Source organism: Rothia mucilaginosa, assembly GCF_001548235.1.
In the GTDB taxonomy this organism is placed as follows: domain Bacteria; phylum Actinomycetota; class Actinomycetes; order Actinomycetales; family Micrococcaceae; genus Rothia; species Rothia mucilaginosa_B.
Genome location: NZ_AP014938.1, coordinates 1,050,701 through 1,066,194, shown reverse-complemented (window position 1 = coordinate 1,066,194; position 15,494 = coordinate 1,050,701). Strand labels below are relative to the sequence as shown.

At 59.4% G+C, this 15,494-nt stretch carries 13 protein-coding genes; 3 read left to right on the top strand and 10 right to left on the bottom strand.

What is annotated here, in order from left to right:
• Window positions 1-7: 7 nt before the first annotated feature.
• The 3 genes from RM6536_RS04090 to RM6536_RS04080 all read right to left on the bottom strand — a co-directional run bounded on the left by RM6536_RS04090 (window position 8) and on the right by RM6536_RS04080 (window position 3,349).
• Window positions 8-385, bottom strand: coding sequence for a DUF2304 domain-containing protein (locus tag RM6536_RS04090; RefSeq protein ID WP_060824149.1), 378 nt, complete (start codon window positions 383-385; stop codon window positions 8-10).
• Between the two features lie 2 nt (window positions 386-387).
• A complete protein-coding gene (locus RM6536_RS04085) occupies window positions 388-1,074 on the bottom strand; it encodes a glycosyltransferase family 2 protein (RefSeq protein WP_231918003.1) in 687 nt (228 codons plus the stop codon).
• Between the two features lie 253 nt (window positions 1,075-1,327).
• On the bottom strand, window positions 1,328-3,349 hold the full coding sequence (locus tag RM6536_RS04080; protein WP_060824147.1) for a DUF6541 family protein: 2,022 nt from the start codon (window positions 3,347-3,349) through the stop codon (window positions 1,328-1,330).
• A gap of 396 nt (window positions 3,350-3,745) precedes the next feature.
• On the opposite strand from RM6536_RS04080, the gene RM6536_RS04075 reads away from it, so the two are divergent.
• The 3 genes from RM6536_RS04075 to RM6536_RS04065 all read left to right on the top strand — a co-directional run bounded on the left by RM6536_RS04075 (window position 3,746) and on the right by RM6536_RS04065 (window position 7,183).
• Window positions 3,746-4,288: a flavin reductase family protein gene (locus RM6536_RS04075; RefSeq protein ID WP_060824146.1), complete on the top strand. Its 543-nt coding sequence runs from the start codon at window positions 3,746-3,748 to the stop codon at window positions 4,286-4,288.
• A 171-nt stretch (window positions 4,289-4,459) separates the two neighbouring features.
• Window positions 4,460-5,689, top strand: coding sequence for an acetylornithine deacetylase (gene argE / locus RM6536_RS04070; RefSeq protein WP_060824145.1), 1,230 nt, complete (start codon window positions 4,460-4,462; stop codon window positions 5,687-5,689).
• A 489-nt stretch (window positions 5,690-6,178) separates the two neighbouring features.
• Window positions 6,179-7,183: an MIP/aquaporin family protein gene (locus RM6536_RS04065; RefSeq protein ID WP_060824144.1), complete on the top strand. Its 1,005-nt coding sequence runs from the start codon at window positions 6,179-6,181 to the stop codon at window positions 7,181-7,183.
• Between the two features lie 171 nt (window positions 7,184-7,354).
• Here the strand turns inward: RM6536_RS04065 and RM6536_RS04060 are convergent, their stop codons facing one another.
• From RM6536_RS04060 to RM6536_RS04030, 7 genes are all read right to left on the bottom strand, one after another.
• Window positions 7,355-7,900, bottom strand: coding sequence for an ArsR family transcriptional regulator (locus RM6536_RS04060; protein ID WP_171840174.1), 546 nt, complete (start codon window positions 7,898-7,900; stop codon window positions 7,355-7,357).
• 111 nt (window positions 7,901-8,011) lie between these two features.
• On the bottom strand, window positions 8,012-8,653 hold the full coding sequence (locus RM6536_RS04055) for a VanZ family protein (RefSeq protein WP_060824142.1): 642 nt from the start codon (window positions 8,651-8,653) through the stop codon (window positions 8,012-8,014).
• A 220-nt stretch (window positions 8,654-8,873) separates the two neighbouring features.
• Window positions 8,874-9,326 carry a fluoride efflux transporter FluC gene (locus RM6536_RS04050; RefSeq protein WP_060824141.1) on the bottom strand — a complete coding sequence of 151 codons (453 nt, stop codon included), beginning with the start codon at window positions 9,324-9,326 and terminating at the stop codon, window positions 8,874-8,876.
• Window positions 9,326-9,730, bottom strand: coding sequence for a fluoride efflux transporter FluC (locus RM6536_RS04045; RefSeq protein ID WP_231918002.1), 405 nt, complete (start codon window positions 9,728-9,730; stop codon window positions 9,326-9,328). Before RM6536_RS04045 ends, RM6536_RS04050 begins: the two co-directional genes overlap by 1 nt.
• 123 nt (window positions 9,731-9,853) lie before the next feature.
• Complete coding sequence (locus tag RM6536_RS04040) at window positions 9,854-12,649, bottom strand: MMPL family transporter (protein WP_060824139.1); 2,796 nt, start codon at window positions 12,647-12,649, stop codon at window positions 9,854-9,856.
• Window positions 12,650-12,838: 189 nt separating this feature from the next.
• Window positions 12,839-13,540 (bottom strand): TetR/AcrR family transcriptional regulator, encoded by a 702-nt coding sequence (locus RM6536_RS04035; RefSeq protein WP_060824138.1) that lies wholly within the window; start codon window positions 13,538-13,540, stop codon window positions 12,839-12,841.
• Between the two features lie 252 nt (window positions 13,541-13,792).
• Entirely contained in the window at window positions 13,793-15,448 is a 1,656-nt protein-coding gene (locus RM6536_RS04030) for a sensor histidine kinase (protein ID WP_231918001.1), read from the bottom strand.
• Between the last annotated feature and the right edge of the window lie 46 nt (window positions 15,449-15,494).

Below are 15,494 nucleotides of genomic sequence, written 5' to 3'. Positions count from 1 at the left end.
AAAGCTTTTAAGAATCCTGCTGGTTACGCTTCTTCGCACCGGCGGCACCCTCCGGCTGCTCCTGAAGCGCCTTCAAAATGGCAACTTCCTCAGCCAGGATGCGGGTCTTCTCCGACAGGCGCGACAGTTCCAGGGTCAGGTGAATACTCACGCCCATCAGCAACAGAATCGACAGGAGGAACAGCAGATTCACCGGCAGGGCGACGCCCACAAAGTCCGCCACACCGTTCAGAAGAGTCGGGAAAGCACCCAACACAATGATGATGGCACCAATAATCAGCCACAGGGCGGCGTACCGCTCCTTCATGCGCTGGTGACGCACCTGAATCACCACGAAAGTGCAAACCAGAATGGCAAGAATCAAGAAGAAAACACTGGCGCTCACGGCTACTTCTCCTCGGGGCGGCGGCTCACCGAAATGCCGTAGGCAAACAGTGAACGAACCAGATAGACAGCAGACTTCAGCGGACCGGAGGAGGGGGTACCTCCCTGGCGTTCACGCATATGCACCGGAACCTGACGCACCCGCAAACCGTTGCTAATCGCCATGGCGGTGATGTCGATCGTGTCACCCAGGTATTCGGCGGGCAGGTTGCGGCAGTAGAAGTCGATACCGCGGCGGTTAGCAATCTTAAAGCCGCTCGTCACATCCGTGAACGGGGTACCCGCCGCGCGGGTAAACAGGAAAGACAGCAGGCTCATCGCCCACTTACGCGGACCCGACACCTCATAGTCCACCGCGCCATCGGCAAAGCGGGAACCAATCACGATGTCGTAATCCTCAACCGCCTCAATGAGCGAGGGGATGCTCTCGGGGTGGTGCTGACCGTCCGAATCCACCTGCATAGCGTAGTCGTAACCCATGCGCTGCGCGTACTTGTAGCCGGTACGCATGGCGGCACCCACACCCATGTTGTAGGGCAGGTCAATCACAAAAGCACCCGCCTCACGAGCCACAGCGGAGGTGTTGTCGGTGGAGCCGTCATTGACCACCACCAGGTCCACATAGGGTACCGTCTCCTGCAACTCAGTAATAGTGCCGGGCAGTGCTTCTTCCTCGTTCCATGCGGGCATAATCACCAGCGTACGAGGATACGTGCGGGGGGTAAGAGGCGATGTGGGAGAACCCATAGGTCAGCTACCCCTCCTAACGAATGTGTCTTACCGTGCGTGTGAAAGCCAGTATGCCCTAGTGGACATACCGGCTTTCATCATATCAGTGGTTCCGCGGTATCTCAGATTTAGCGCCAGAATGCAGACCAGTGCACGAATTTCTGCAGATGCGTTCACCCCCGTAGGAGCACTGAGACACCGTTTAGTTATCGCCTTAGTTATCGCACGCGCTAATACGGTACAGAGTCATCGGACCCGAAGAGTACACCGGGGTCAGAACGTCCGTACCGATAGCAGCAACCATGCCGTCATAGTTCTTCTGCTGGGAGGGACCGAAGTTGCCCTGGTTCTCCAAGTGCACGTACCAGTGGACGTTGTACTCGTTCACGACGCGGCAGACTTCCGGGTTCGTGCGGGCATCCTTCAAATCCTTCAGGATTGGCTCATACTTCGGGGAGGTCTGGAACTCGAAGTGGTAGCTGGTCAGGTGACGGTCAGCCAGCGCGTAAATGTAGGCGCTACCGTCCCAGGGGTTGTTCGCAATGACGTCGCCCTTGGGAACGATCTTCTGGATCTCGTTAATGACGTTCATCTCATCCTGGTTCAGGATGTCGGAGGTCGGGGTCACCTGATACCTGTTCGCCACCTGCAAGGTTGCGTCGTGCATTGCCTGGGTACGGGAAGACAGGCCCGCAACCGCGAGCACCAACACCATGGAGGCACCCATCATCGCAGGGGCAATCTTCGCGTGCTTCTCACGCGGAATAGCATGCATGATGCGCACGAAGAGGCCCTCCACGGTGCCACCCAGACCGATACCGGCAAGAAGCACTGCGGGGAACACCACCAGAGCCGCCAGGCGGAAGTGGTCGGTGTACCAGGGAGCAACCATCAGCAGGCGGAAATCACCGCGCGGCACCGAAGCCGCAACAATCCACATGTAGCCGACGAGCATCCAGCTGCCAATCAGCCACAGGTTACGGCGCTTGTACAGCAGGTAACCAACACCCCACAGCGCCAAGAACCCCAGCAGATATGCGGGAGCAAAATTACCGCCCAGCGGGTTTGCGTTCTCCAGGCCCAGGAACAGGAACTGGTAGACCGCCTCGCCCTCGCTCATGATGGCAGTCCACAGGTCGCTGGCTTCCTCGCTCGGACGCAACGTCAACCAGATACTGACGCATCCGGCGATGAGCGCCACCAGCACGCCGGTACCCACCAGACGCTCACGCGTGGACGCGCCGCGTGCACGCAGCACCTGCACCACGCCACCCAGGAGCATGGGCACAGCAAACACGGCGGCAGAAACCACGGCGTTCGGATGCACCAGAGCCAAACCGCCCAGGCCCACCAGAATCGTCAGCGACAGGGACAGCACGAAGGAATACTCGCGGCGCACCATGAGCTGAATCATGTGCAGCAGCAGCGCCACGAACGCGGGCAGCAGGGCGTAACCAAGAAGGTTCGGGAAGAGCACACCCCAGAACAGCAGCAGACCGGGGAACGCAAAGAAACCGCAGGTCAGCGCCGGAATAGCGAGCGCCTGCAGGGGGCGCAGATGCGGAATACTCAAGCACATTGCCACCAGGGAGCAGGGCCAAATAATGCCCGCCGCCAGCAGAATCATGACAATGGTTGCCGTAGCGATGCTCGTGCCGGTCGTGCTGTAAATCAGGTACACGAAGTCGTGCCAGCCCGCAGGATAAAAAGTAGGTTCCTGATTCGCAGCGGCAACCGCGCCCATGGTCAGGCTGGAGGCGTCTCCGTGCTCCTGAATCCAGCGGATCGCATTCATATGGAACGAGTTATCGAGGGTCTGCGAGAACGCCTCGGGGCCAAAGACCATATGCTGGGTTGCGTGCAGGGTCAAGAAACCACCCAGCACCGCACCGATAACGGGCCAGGCGACGGGCACAGTGTTACCCGCCCAGTTCTCTGCCGCCTCGCTGGAGCCGTCGGGTACGGCGAAGGGCCAGCGGCGGCCCACCAGGTGCATCACACCCGCGGCAGCAGCCACCATCACGGCGGCGACCGGCACGAAAGAAATCAGACTCCACGGAATACCGGTTTTACCCAGCACAATCGCGGAGACAGTCACCAGGGCAAAAGTCAGTAGCGGCGCATAAAAAACGCGCAGACGCGCAGGAACACGCAACGCCCAGCCCATCGCATAGCCCGGGCCAAAAGCCAACACGACCGCAAAAAGCAGCAGCGGAATAGTTGCCAACCAGCTCATTAACCCTCTTCTCCCCACAGTTCACGCACCGAAAAACCCCTCAAATACGGGGCGCGGTGCGCTTTCGCGTACCAAGCAAGGATACCCTAGAGCCCTCTTCACCCCCGCGAAACCCCGCAGAAGAGAGAGGGATAGCACCCGCAACCCACTACTCAGACCCAGAAGCGGGGCAACCGGCGGAGTGCATCTTCGAAGCTCCCAAACGGCAAAGAATATGACGTAATATTTCACGCCCCACGTCATGAAAGGTATACCTAAGAAACATAGGGCAATAAATAAGGTGTTCAGCACCCATTAGCTTTACTCTGAAACATATCTCCCCTTAACTAAAGGGTCGCCCAGAGCAAACACCACAGGACGAACCCTCAAAAGCAGCCGCAGAAGAAAGGGTCGATCATGACCGAAACCATTGCAGCACAGGCACCCCTCGCCGACACCTCCGAGCAGTTCAAGCTCGCCTTCGGCCACCAGCCCGCAGGTGTCGCCATCATCACCGCAACTGATGAAAACGGCGCACCCGCAGGTTTCACCGCCTCCTCGTTGACCTCCGTCGCCGCAGAACCGCCCATCATCGCATTCTCCCTCAAGGCAAATAGCGGCTCCGCAGCAAAGATTGCGGCGGCACCCTCCTTCCTCGTGCACATGCTCGACGCTGAGAATGTCACCCTCGCGAAGAACTTCGCAACCCACGACTACCCCCGCTTCGAAGACCCCAGCACCTGGGAATTCATCCACACCGGCGAGCCCCTCGTCCACGGCGTGCGCCGTGTACTGCGCGCAACCCCGCTCAGCCGCGTTGAGGCTGGTCCCGCACTCGTCTTCACCGCAAAGGTTGAAGAGTTCATCCGCAACGGCTGCGAAGGCACCCCGCTGGTCTACCACTCGCGTAACTTCCACGCGCTGGGCGACCACTCGAACGTGAACAACTACAGCATCTAACCCCGCGCAGGGGTCACGGGGCGGTATTCGACGACCATGAGGCGACGAATACCGCCCCGCGGCGTACCCTGAACATAAAAGCGCACGCGGCACACGGCACAGCGCATCCATCCCAACACAGCGCACAGCACCCCAACACGGCGCATCCAACACAGCTCAGAAGGAACAGTCATGACGGCTCAGACCACCCAGCCCGCATCCCTCCCCTGGCTCGAAAAGCTCATCGCAATCCCCACCGTCTCCGGAACCTCCAATCTGGAACTCATTGAGCTCATCGAAGCCGAATTCGCCCGCTACGGCTACAGCGGCGTGCGCACCTACAACGAGGACGGCACCCGCGCTAACCTGCTGGTCACCATTCCCGCCGCTGACGGCACCACCCGCGGCGGGCTCATCCTCTCCGGCCACACGGACGTCGTGCCCGTTGCCGGTCAGGCATGGGACGCCGACCCGTTCACCCTGCGCGTGGAGGGTACCCGCGCCTACGGCCGCGGTGTCTGCGATATGAAGGGCTTCCTCGCCGTCGCGCTCTGGCTGCTGCCGCGCGTTGCCGAGGCGAAGCTGCGCACTCCCCTGCACTTCGCGTTCTCCTACGATGAAGAAATCGGTTGCGTCGGTGCGCCCTCCCTCATTGAGGAGTTCGTGGCCCGCAACCTCGCCCCCGACTACGCAATTGTTGGCGAGCCCTCCAGCATGCGCATTATCTCCGCGCACAAGGGTGCACACCGCGGCCGCGTCACCTTCACCGGCGTGCCCAAGCACGGCTCCCTGGCAACCCACGGCGTGAACGCGGTCGCCGCAGCCGGCGAATTCATCACCTTCTTCACCGACATGGCGGACCAGTGGGAAGAAGAAGGCCCGTTCGACGAGTCGTTCATCATTCCCCACTCCACCGGCAGCGTGAACCTGGCAACCGGCGGCCTGCAGTACAACATTGTCGCCGAGCAGGCGGTCGTGGAGTACGATGTGCGCACCCTGCCGCAGGTGACCACCGAGTCTTTTGTGGAGCGTATTGACCGTGAGCTTTCGGAGGTGATTCTGCCCGATCTGCAGGCGCGCGCCGCACGCGCCGAGAAGCTGACCGGCGCGGAGCCCGGTAGCCTCACCTCCCGCGTGGGCGTGAAGCACGAGCTACTCGCCGCCGTACCGGGTCTGGGTACCGCCGATGACGCGCCGCTCATCCACCTGGCGCACGAGTGGCTGGGTACCGACGGCGTGCCGCAGAAGGTCACCTACGGCACGGAGGCGGGCCAGTTCCAGCGTGCCGGCGTGCAGAGCATCATCTGTGGCCCCGGTGACATTGCTCAGGCGCACACTCCGAACGAATGGATTGAGCTGGAGCAGCTGAGCGAATGCGAGCGCTTCTTCGAGGCGATTCTCGACTGGGCGAGCGCGAAGTAGCGACCGAGTAGGGGCGTAACAGCCCACGCGCAGCGGCTCGCGCAAGCCGCCCAGAAGCCGCCACAACCTGAAAACCATAGAATCTGCCCGGGTCCCCCGTATGGGGCGCCCGGGCATTCTGTGCTGGCGGAAGGTGGTGTAGGCGGGGTTCACGTGTTGATCGATCTACGGGTTTATTCGTGAGTTTATGCGTGGATTTATTCATAAATTTACCCACGGGTTCAACCGCGAGTTGAGGGACGAGTCCAAGGTGTGGACTATGCCCGGTTTTCCCCTCATTTTCCACATTTATTTTTAAACGAAAAACCCGAAAAACCGCTTATGTCTAAGGGTGAAATAACACCAAAGTATTGCCCTTCTAGGGGATTCAAGGTTCCATAGATGCCAAAGGGTAAACACGCCACCCAGGCGGCATAATCCACACAAAACCACACCTCCCTCACGCTCGGCACTGCACCACCATGCAGTTCACTACCTGAAGGACACCCCGTGTACACCATCAGCCCCTACCTCGCCGAATTCTTCGGCACGCTCATCATGTGCACCATCGGCTGCGGCGTCATCGCCAACGTCGAACTTCGCCGATCCAAAGGCCACGGCGACAACTTCTTCACCATCGCCTTCGGATGGGGTTTCGCCGTCACCTTCGGTGTCTACGCCTCCCACGCATACTCCGGCGGCCACCTCAACCCCGCCGTGTCCATCGGCCTGGCAGCCTACGGCGAATTCCCCTGGGAGAAAGTCCCCGGCTACATCATCGCCCAGGTCCTCGGCGCAATGGTTGGTGCCGGGCTGGTCTACCTCAACTACCTGCCGCACTGGAAAGCAACCGCCGACAAGAAAATTAAGCTCGGCGTTTTCGGCACCGTGCCCGCTATTCATAACTACTTCACCAACACCCTCTCCGAAATGATCGGCACGTTCATGCTGGTCTTCTCGGCACTGTACACCGGTGTGAACTTCAAGCCGTCCATCAGCGGCGGTGTAGAACTCTCTCTCAACCTCAACGACGTGCTCAAGCCCCTCGCCTTCGGTTTCATGGTCGCCGTGCTCGTCATCGGTCTGGGTGGTCAGACCGGTTACGCACTGAACCCCGCCCGTGACTTCGGTCCGCGCCTCATGCACGCTCTGCTGCCCATCCACGATAAGGGCACTTCACGCTGGTTCTACGCATGGGTTCCGATCTGCGGCCCGATTGCCGGCGGTTTCATGGGCGGCGCGTTCTTCAAGCTCTACTACGAGGGTCAGCTCAGCCCGTGGCTGTTCGTTTCCAGTGCCCTGGCGGTTGTGGTTCTGCTCTTCGCGTGGTGGGCTAATAGCCACCTGTACCGCGCACCCAGCGCCGAGGTCATCCCCGAGTTTGAGGACACCCACGCTACCGCGGCGGCACGCGCGGCAACCTACACGCCGACCGGTTCCATGCCGGTCCTGCTGCCCGAGGAGGTCAAGGGCAACCGCAGCACTCGTGTTGTAAACCGGGTGACCGACGAGTAGTCTTCCCGTTTGGGAACTTCCCTGTATAGGGTTTCATCTAAAAACAGCGAACCCCTCATTTTAACCTGCACAACACGAGTCAGGTTATGAAAATGAGGGGTTCGTTGCGTCTACCTCACGGAAGAAGCTTCGGAGGTGATGATAGGAAATGCACCTTAAAAAGGTCCCAGTTTAGGCTTCAGCGTGGACATCGTTCACCTCCAGCTGCCCAAAGAGAACCTCCATAGGACGCGACCGCACAGTCTGCACGAAGCCATCCTGCGAGTTCCAAGCCTCAGGAGATAACCGCTTCACGTTCACCTCATAGCCAAGCTTCTGCTCAGCATCATCAATAGCCTCATATAGCTTCTGAGGTGAAGGAGAACCAACAACCAGCACATCAATATCGTTCGGCACGTGCCCAGCCACTCCAGAACGACGGCTAGCCCACGAGCCATAAATAGCGGCACCCTCAATATTGGAAACACTCTGCAAAGTATCCCGGAGCACCGGAACAGGACCATAAGTTACCAAAATCAGCTGACGCATCGCCCGGCCCACCGGATTATCAACCTTGGCTTGCACCATACGGGCCTTACCAACATTCTGGACAGTCACTAGACCAGATTGATTCAGACGATTCACTTCTCGGGAAACAGTCGGCAATGAGGCGCTTGTTGCATCGGCAATCTGAGACACCGTGTACTGCCGCTCAGGGTGAGAAAACAGCAATGCCATCACTTCACCCTGCAGGTCACTACGCAAGATAGGAAGGAGACTAGGAGCAGACGTTTTCATAACATGAATTATATCAATCATGTTATGAAAACGTCTGCTATTCAGAGGCTTCTACGCGGCGGCAGTAGCCATTGCCAGCACCCGGTCACGCTTAGCCGCGCGGCGCTTCCGAATCGCACGCACCACCCAGATGCAGACCGCACCGAGAACCGCGCCGGCAGTGTTATTCATAATGTCATCCACATCAAAGGTGCGGTAAGTGAAGCCCGCCAGACCCCAGTTACCGGTCAGCTGACTCAACTCAATAAAGCTTGAGAGCGCGAAGCCACTCAGCGCCGTGGCGCGCAGACCCCAACGCAGGCAGCCCGCAGTGAAGAAACCCAGGGGGATGAACATCGCAATATTGAAGAAGAGCTGCGCATACACGGTGGTTGCGAAGCGGCGCAGACCCATGCCGTTAGTCAGATCCCACGCCTGCTGCCAACTCCAACCCACATAGAAACGCGGATAGTAGAGTTCGGGGTTCGTGACGCTATTTGCGCTACCAATCGGAGTTAGTGTCAAAGAAAGAATCGAGGCAAGGAACAACGCGAAGGAGGCGGTCAGCAGGTACTGGCGGACGCTGTGCGCTCGACCGGTCTTCTTGGCACGCAGGCGCATACCGATAAAACCAATGATGGAGAGCACGATAGTGAGCATCGCAATCTCAATGGCGAAAGTGCCAATCATGTGTTTATTCAGTAATTCCTGCATGCTGTGTGTTCCTTAGGTCGTGAGAGTGAATATAGGCACCCCACCTGTATATATGCCCGTTCCAACATATATTCTTGGTGGTATATAGCGGGTTCCTGTTCATGCCCGCCGCATATCGTTCACCACCAGTGTAAAAGACCGCCCTATGGCTCACCCTAAGCGAAACTGTGAAAAAGCTGTACGGCACCCAACGCGGAACGCACACTTACAGTCGGTGCCATCAGTACAGAACATCCGGCGGGAACACCGGCGCAATATACCGACCAAACAGCAACACAAACAAGAGTGCACCCACAATCGCAGCCACCATCGCACCAAGCACCTGCACCAGCCACAGCATCAGGAACTTCACCGTCTTACCCTCAGAGCGGGCGGTCAGCGCCTCCACCATGGCGGTCGAGAACGTCGTAAAACCACCCAGCAGACCGGTCGTAATCACCGTGCACCAGAACGCCACCTCTTCCGTGGCGTTATAGTGTACCCCCAGCGCGCGCGGATTAGACACCGGCATGATCAGTAGCCCGTACAGGAACGAACCCACCAGGTTAATGACGAACACCGGGCTAATAATCGACGACTCAGTACGCAGGCGAGGCGACATCGCCTTATCCACGAAGAAGCGGGTCATCGCGCCCAAACCGCCGCAGAGGAAAACCATCAGTGTGAAAAACATTAGCGACCCTCCTCACCCTCACGAGCGGGCACCAGGCGGGACGCCACAAAACGACCCGTCAGCATGCCCGCCGCGGCGGCAACCAAACCACCCACAAGCAACACCAGAAGAGCAAGCGCCATGTACCCTTCGTGCACCGTGTACGGCAGAAAAATCGTCTGCGCCAAAACCGCCGCAATCGACGAATACGTCGTGTAGCCACCCATCATACCGGCACCAAAGAGCAGGCGGAACGAATGAATCCGCTCCTCACCATCACGGCGTGCGTAAGCATTCCACACCACCGTCAGCAGACCCAGCGTGAACGAGCCCAGCAGGTTCGCCACCAGCACGCCGCCAGGAGTGTTCACACGGCACAGCGCACCCGTACCGCCACCCAAGAAGACAAGAAAAGGGGCAGGCACACGATTCAGAACGCCTCCTATCCCCTGTCGGATACTCGCGCGGTTCCTCATCACCGTGCACCTGCCCTTTCACATCGCATAAGTCTTTAGAGAGCGCCGTAGCGCACACTAAATACTTTACCCTTACCCGAGTTTGTTACCCGAGTCAGTAGCGGCAGACTCGCGCTCCTGCTGAATCTTCTCGCTCAGCGCGGCGCCCTCAATATCCATATTCGGGGTGAGGCGATCCAGCCACTTCGGCATCCACCACGCCTTATCGCCCAGCAGGGCCATAATCGCCGGGGTCAGCGTCATGCGCACAATGAACGCATCCACGAGCACGCCAAACGCCAGGCCGAAGCCCATCGGGCGGATCATGGTCGATTCGGCAAAGATGAAGCCACCAAACACCGAAATCATGATGATCGCGGCAGCCACCACCACACGCACCGCATGGTTATAACCGATTACGATAGCAGTCCGTGCGTCCTTGCCGTGCATGTACGCTTCACGCATGCCGGTCACCAGGAACATCTGGTAATCCATGGCAAGACCGAAGAGAATACCAATCAGCAGGGTCGGCAAGAAGGACAGCACCGGGCCCGGGTGGTCCACACCGAAGAGGGCACCCATGAAGCCCAGCTGGTAAATCGACACCACGGCGCCGAAGCTCGCCAGCACCGAGAAGAGGAAACCGAGCGAGGCGATGAGCGGAACCATCAGCGAGCGGAACACCAGGATCAGCACCAGGAAGGACAGACCCATCACCACGCCCAGGTACAGGGGCAGCTTCTGGGCAAGCACCTCGGAGACGTCAATATTGCCGCTGGTCTGACCCGCAACGCCGAGAGACACCTCAGAACCCTGAACCGGAACGGTCACGGAGCGCAGCTCGTGGACGAGCTCTTCAGTCTCCACGGAGCTTGCACTGTGAGAAGGAATCACCTGGAAAATCATGAGGGTACGGTCATCGGTCATACCGCCGGGAACCACAGCCTGCACGTTCGAGCCGCCGCGTTCCTTGACAGCAGTAGCAATATCAATCTGCGCCTGCTGAGCCTGCTCCTCGCTCATATGCGCGGGAGTGTGCGCGACCGCAACCAACGGGGCACTCATGCCCTCACCGAACTTCTCACTGATGAGAGCGTAGGACTTATACGCGGCGCTATCGGAGGGGTAGTTCGAGGCGTCCGGCAGGCCCAGACGCATCTGCGTCATGGGTGCGGCAACCGCCAGCAGCGCCAGCGTACCGGCCACCAGGGTCAGCAGCGGACGCGCCAGCACGAAGCGCAACCAGCCGTTCGGCTTCTCGGTGCGCTCGGCATCCTGCGCGCGGCGTTCCTCAATCTTCTTCAGGGTATCGATGGATGCCCACAGCTTCTTCGACATGACTTTGGTACCCGCCAGGGACAGCACCGCAGGGGTAAGAGTCACCGCGATCAGAGCGGCAACCACCACACAGAACGCGGCGGCGTTACCCATCACGCCCAGGAAAGGAATACCGGTTACATTCAGTGCCACGAGCGCAATAATCACGGTGCTTGCCGCGAAAACCACGGCGTTACCGCTCGTACCATTCGCCAGGGCAATCGCCTGGACCTTCGGCATGCCGTCCAGCAGGTTCGTGCGGTAGCGGTTCAGAATGAACAGCGAATAGTCGATACCAACCGCCAAGCCAAGCATCATGCCCAGAGTGTAGGCGGTGGAGCTCATCTGGATAACAGAAGACAGCGAGAGCGTGCCGAGCACACCCACCACCACGCCCACCAGAGACATGAGAATCGGCAGGCCAGCAGCCACGAAGGTGCCGAGCATAACCATCAGCACGATGAAGGCGATGACCATACCCGCAACTTCACCGGTGTGGGAGCCACCACCAGGCGCGGACTCACTCAGGTTCGCGTCAAACTGGACAGTCGCACCGTGCAGGTCCGCCGACTCGATATTAGACATAACCTTCTGCAAATCAGCGGACGGAACCTCAAAAATCTTCTTCTTAAACGAGACCGTCGCAATCGCCGTCGACTGATCCTCAGAGACCATACGGTAGCCGGAGGTGAAGTCGTAGAGCTTCTGCTGACGCTCCAACTGCTCACGCTGCGCCGGCAGCTCATTCTCGGTCTTCTGCAACTGGTTGCGCTGCTCCTCCAGCTTCTTCTGACCCTCAGCCAGCTCGTCCTTCTTCGAGGCGATTTCTGCACGGCCCGCATCAACCTGCTTCTGGCTCTCAGTCAGGGTATCGCGCTGCTGATTGAGGGCATTCTGCTGTTCGGTCAGCTGCGCCTGCTGGGCGTTGAGCTGCTCGATCATGGCGGCGGGTGAGCCTGCTGCCTCCGCCTGGGCGTAGCCGTCCTTCAGCTGTGCCTGCGCGTCGTCCACCTGCTTCTGCGCGGAGGCGAGCTGCTCCTGGCCTGCACTAATCTGCACCTGTGAGTCGTCGAGCTTCTTCTCGTTGTCGGCAATCTGCTTCATGCCGTCCTCAATCTGCGAGGCGGCGGCATTCAGCCGCTTTTTACCGTCCTCAATCTGGGAGGGGGCGGCGTCAATCTTGGCGTGCGCCTCGTCAAGCTGGGTTTTTGCTTCTGCAAGCTTGGAGGTGGTGGTGAACGGGTCGGTGACCGCATCCACGGAAGGCACCTCACTGGGTAGCGCGCTCAGTGCGGCGGAGAATGCCTGCTTCTGCTCTTCGGTGAGGGCGGTGCCGTCACCGGTCGTAAGAATGATCTGGCCGGAGCCGCGGTTGGCGCTGGGGAAGCGCTGTGCGAGCTCGTCGGAGAGCTGCTGGGTCTGCGTTCCGGGCATGGTGAAGGTATTGCTGAGCTTGCCGTGGAACGCGGTGTAGGCACCCGCTACGCCGGCAATGATGAGTGCCCAGATGAGGCTGACAGCCCATGCGCGGCGGGCGGCGGCTTCACCGATGCGGTAGAGCCATGTAGCCATAAATTAGTCCTTTTGAAGTTGAGTGAGTGAAGAGTAGGGAGTGGCGTATTGGGTGTGCGGTGTTTGCCTTGTAGTTTTGCCCTGCATGACGAACGCTACTGCCTGTTTTTGGGCAAAAAACACCCCGCCCCGGGCACCTGCAGGTGAGGTGCCCGAAGCGAGAGTGTTGGAGCGGTGACGCTATGGGGCTTAGCTTGCGAATTCGCCCTGGACCAGACGGCCCAGGTAGTCGAGTGCTTCGAGGACGCACTGGCGCATTGCTTCAATGGCGAGTGCTTCGGGGTGGGTACCTTCGGGGGCTTCCGCTGCGACCTTGGCCGTCATTTCTTCGGCGCGGGTGAGGTAGTAGTAGACGCCTTCACCGATGGTTTCGGAGAGGTTGGAGGCGAAGACTGCCACGCGCAGGTAGGGCAGGTCGGGGTATGCCGCGAGGTACTGTTCGAGGAAGATGTCGTAGGTGCGCTCGAGGATGACGTGCGAGTATTCTTCGAACTTCGCGGGGCTGTCCATTTCGAGGGCGTAGAGCAGGTGCGCGAAGGGTGCGATGTACTCTTCGAGGGTGTTGCTCATGAAGACCTTGCGGGCGATGGAGAGCATTTCGGCTTCCATGCTTGCGTTTTCACCGGAGATAGTGAAGTCGCATTCTTCGAAGATGCGGTTGAAGTACTGGTTCATGCGGGTGACCAGCACGTCATCTACAGAGGCGAAGTGGTTGAAGATGGTGCGGCGGGAGACGCCTGCGCGTTCTGCGAGCGCTTCCGCGTTGAGGGCGCCGTAGCCGCCCTCGAGGATGAGGGATTCTGCTGCCTCAACGATTGCGATGCGGTTCTCTGCCTTGCGGGCGGAACGCTTGTCCGTGATATTTGCGGGGGATTCAACAAGATTAGCCATGCTTTTTACAATACGCGTAATGTTTCACCGGGAGTAACTATTCGAGGGTTAGATTCACCACATATTTGCACTCAAGGCAATAAACTTGAAGTGCAGATTTAATGTTTACTCAACAAGCAATTTAGTGTTTTGGCACGTCAGAGCGCTATAACAGCCCAAAAATGCAAACCAAAGGGGCGGAGTGCACAACACACCCCGCCCCTCCCGAACACCCACCCAACTACCCGCCCAGTGAACCACCGAGTGAGCGCATTAGGCGCGCGCCGACTCCAAAGGCAGACGCACCGTAAAGACTGTATGACCCGGCTGGCTCTGCACCTGAATCGAACCGCCGTGCGCCTGCACAATCGCCTGCACAATCGCCAGGCCCAGGCCGGTGGTTCCATCCGAACCGGAGCGTGCCTTATCGGCGCGGGTGAAGCGGTCAAAAATCTTCGGCAAGAAATCAGGGGCAATGCCCGGACCGTTATCGGTCACGGTCACTACAGCCTCGCGGCGTGCAGCATCCACGGCCAGACCCGCAGTCACGCGCGTACCCTCATCGGTGTGCTTGCGGGCATTCGAGAGCAGGTTTAGGATCACGCGCTGAATCTGGGAGCGATCCGCCACGACCTCGACCGGTTCGTCGGGCAGGTTCAGGTGCCATTCGTGGGTGCGGGCCGCCGCCTGCATGTCGGAGGTACATTCAAGTACCAGCTCGGTCAGGTCGACGAGCTCAAACTTGGGCTCACGGCCCTCGTCCAGGCGGGCAAGGGTCAGCAGGTCTTCAACGAGGCGTGACATGCGTTCGGTCTGCGAGTCGATACGCGCCAGGGAGGACTGGCCGGATTCACTGAGCGGCTCGGTCCAGCGGAGCATATCGGAGTAGCCCTTAATGGCGGCAAGGGGCGTACGCAGCTCGTGGGAGGCGTCCGCAATGAAGGCGCGAATCTGGTGTTCGGTGCGTTCGCGCACCTCGAGAGCGGAGTTCACGTTATCCAGCAGCTGGTTGAGGGCGTAGCCCACGGCGCCTACTTCGGTGCGCGGGTCGGAATCGCGCGGTTCCACTCGCACCGCCGAGGAGATGGTGTGCTCTTCCAAATCCAGGTGCGCAACATCGGTTGCCACCGCGGAGACTCGCTCCAGGGGCTTCATGGTGCCGCGAATAATGTAGGAGCCCGCCACGCCGGCACCGACCATCACGGCGATGGAGCCGAGGGCTACCACAATCACGAAGATGGTGAGGGTCTGCTGTATGTTGGCGAGCGGAATACCGACCACCTGGGCGTCGGCATCGCTATTGGCCTTCGGGGTGATTTTGATGAGGTACAGGCCGGATTCCAGCTTGACCTCTCGGATTTCTTCTTTGGTGGCGTTTAGCGCCATGGTTCCGAGGGTTACCTGGTCATTGGCGGAGAGGGCTTGTACGGTGCCGTCCTTGGTGAGCTTGCTGGCGATTTCTACGGCACCTTCGGATTCCACGCAGGTGATGATAGTTCCGGCCGCCTGACCGGGCGCAAAGAGGGATTTGCTGCTCTGCAGGTCACTGCAGTCCACTTCTTCTCGCTTGCCGTCTCGGGAGGTCGGCTGCACTACGCGGTGGCTGGTTTCTTTGAGGTCGCTTTGTGCCTGCTGGTAGAGGGAGTTCTGCAGGGTCACGTAGGTGGACAGGCCGATGATGAGGCAGGCAATGCCGAGGGCCGCCACGAGGATAGCAATAAGGCGCGAACGCAGGTGGGGTACGTACCCGAGTTCTTCGGGGGACGCCTCGGGGTTCCTCATGCTTTTCCAGGCGGCGCGTAGGCGCACGAAGAAGTTCCCCGGAGAGGGCGCGGCACCGTCTCGTGCGGGGGCACCCGCGTGCAGGGGGCGGGTTGCTTCGTTATCCGGGGAGGCGGGTTCACCGGGTGAGTAGGAGCCCACGAGCATCCTTTCTTTCTATATTCGAAATACGGAATATAACTGATATGGCGCG

What these genes read in the sequence shown, in the direction of transcription:
- argE (WP_060824145.1), top strand. Translation starts at nt 4,460, where the DNA reads ATGACGGCTCAGACCACCCAGCCCGCATCCCTCCCCTGGCTCGAAAAG.
- RM6536_RS04080 (WP_060824147.1), bottom strand. Translation starts at nt 3,349, where the DNA reads ATGAGCTGGTTGGCAACTATTCCGCTGCTGCTTTTTGCGGTCGTGTTG.
- RM6536_RS04030 (WP_231918001.1), bottom strand. Translation starts at nt 15,448, where the DNA reads ATGCTCGTGGGCTCCTACTCACCCGGTGAACCCGCCTCCCCGGATAAC.
- RM6536_RS04075 (WP_060824146.1), top strand. Translation starts at nt 3,746, where the DNA reads ATGACCGAAACCATTGCAGCACAGGCACCCCTCGCCGACACCTCCGAG.
- RM6536_RS04040 (WP_060824139.1), bottom strand. Translation starts at nt 12,649, where the DNA reads ATGGCTACATGGCTCTACCGCATCGGTGAAGCCGCCGCCCGCCGCGCA.
- RM6536_RS04035 (WP_060824138.1), bottom strand. Translation starts at nt 13,540, where the DNA reads ATGGCTAATCTTGTTGAATCCCCCGCAAATATCACGGACAAGCGTTCC.
- RM6536_RS04060 (WP_171840174.1), bottom strand. Translation starts at nt 7,900, where the DNA reads ATGGCATTGCTGTTTTCTCACCCTGAGCGGCAGTACACGGTGTCTCAG.
- RM6536_RS04085 (WP_231918003.1), bottom strand. Translation starts at nt 1,074, where the DNA reads ATGCCCGCATGGAACGAGGAAGAAGCACTGCCCGGCACTATTACTGAG.
- RM6536_RS04055 (WP_060824142.1), bottom strand. Translation starts at nt 8,653, where the DNA reads ATGCAGGAATTACTGAATAAACACATGATTGGCACTTTCGCCATTGAG.
- RM6536_RS04050 (WP_060824141.1), bottom strand. Translation starts at nt 9,326, where the DNA reads ATGTTTTTCACACTGATGGTTTTCCTCTGCGGCGGTTTGGGCGCGATG.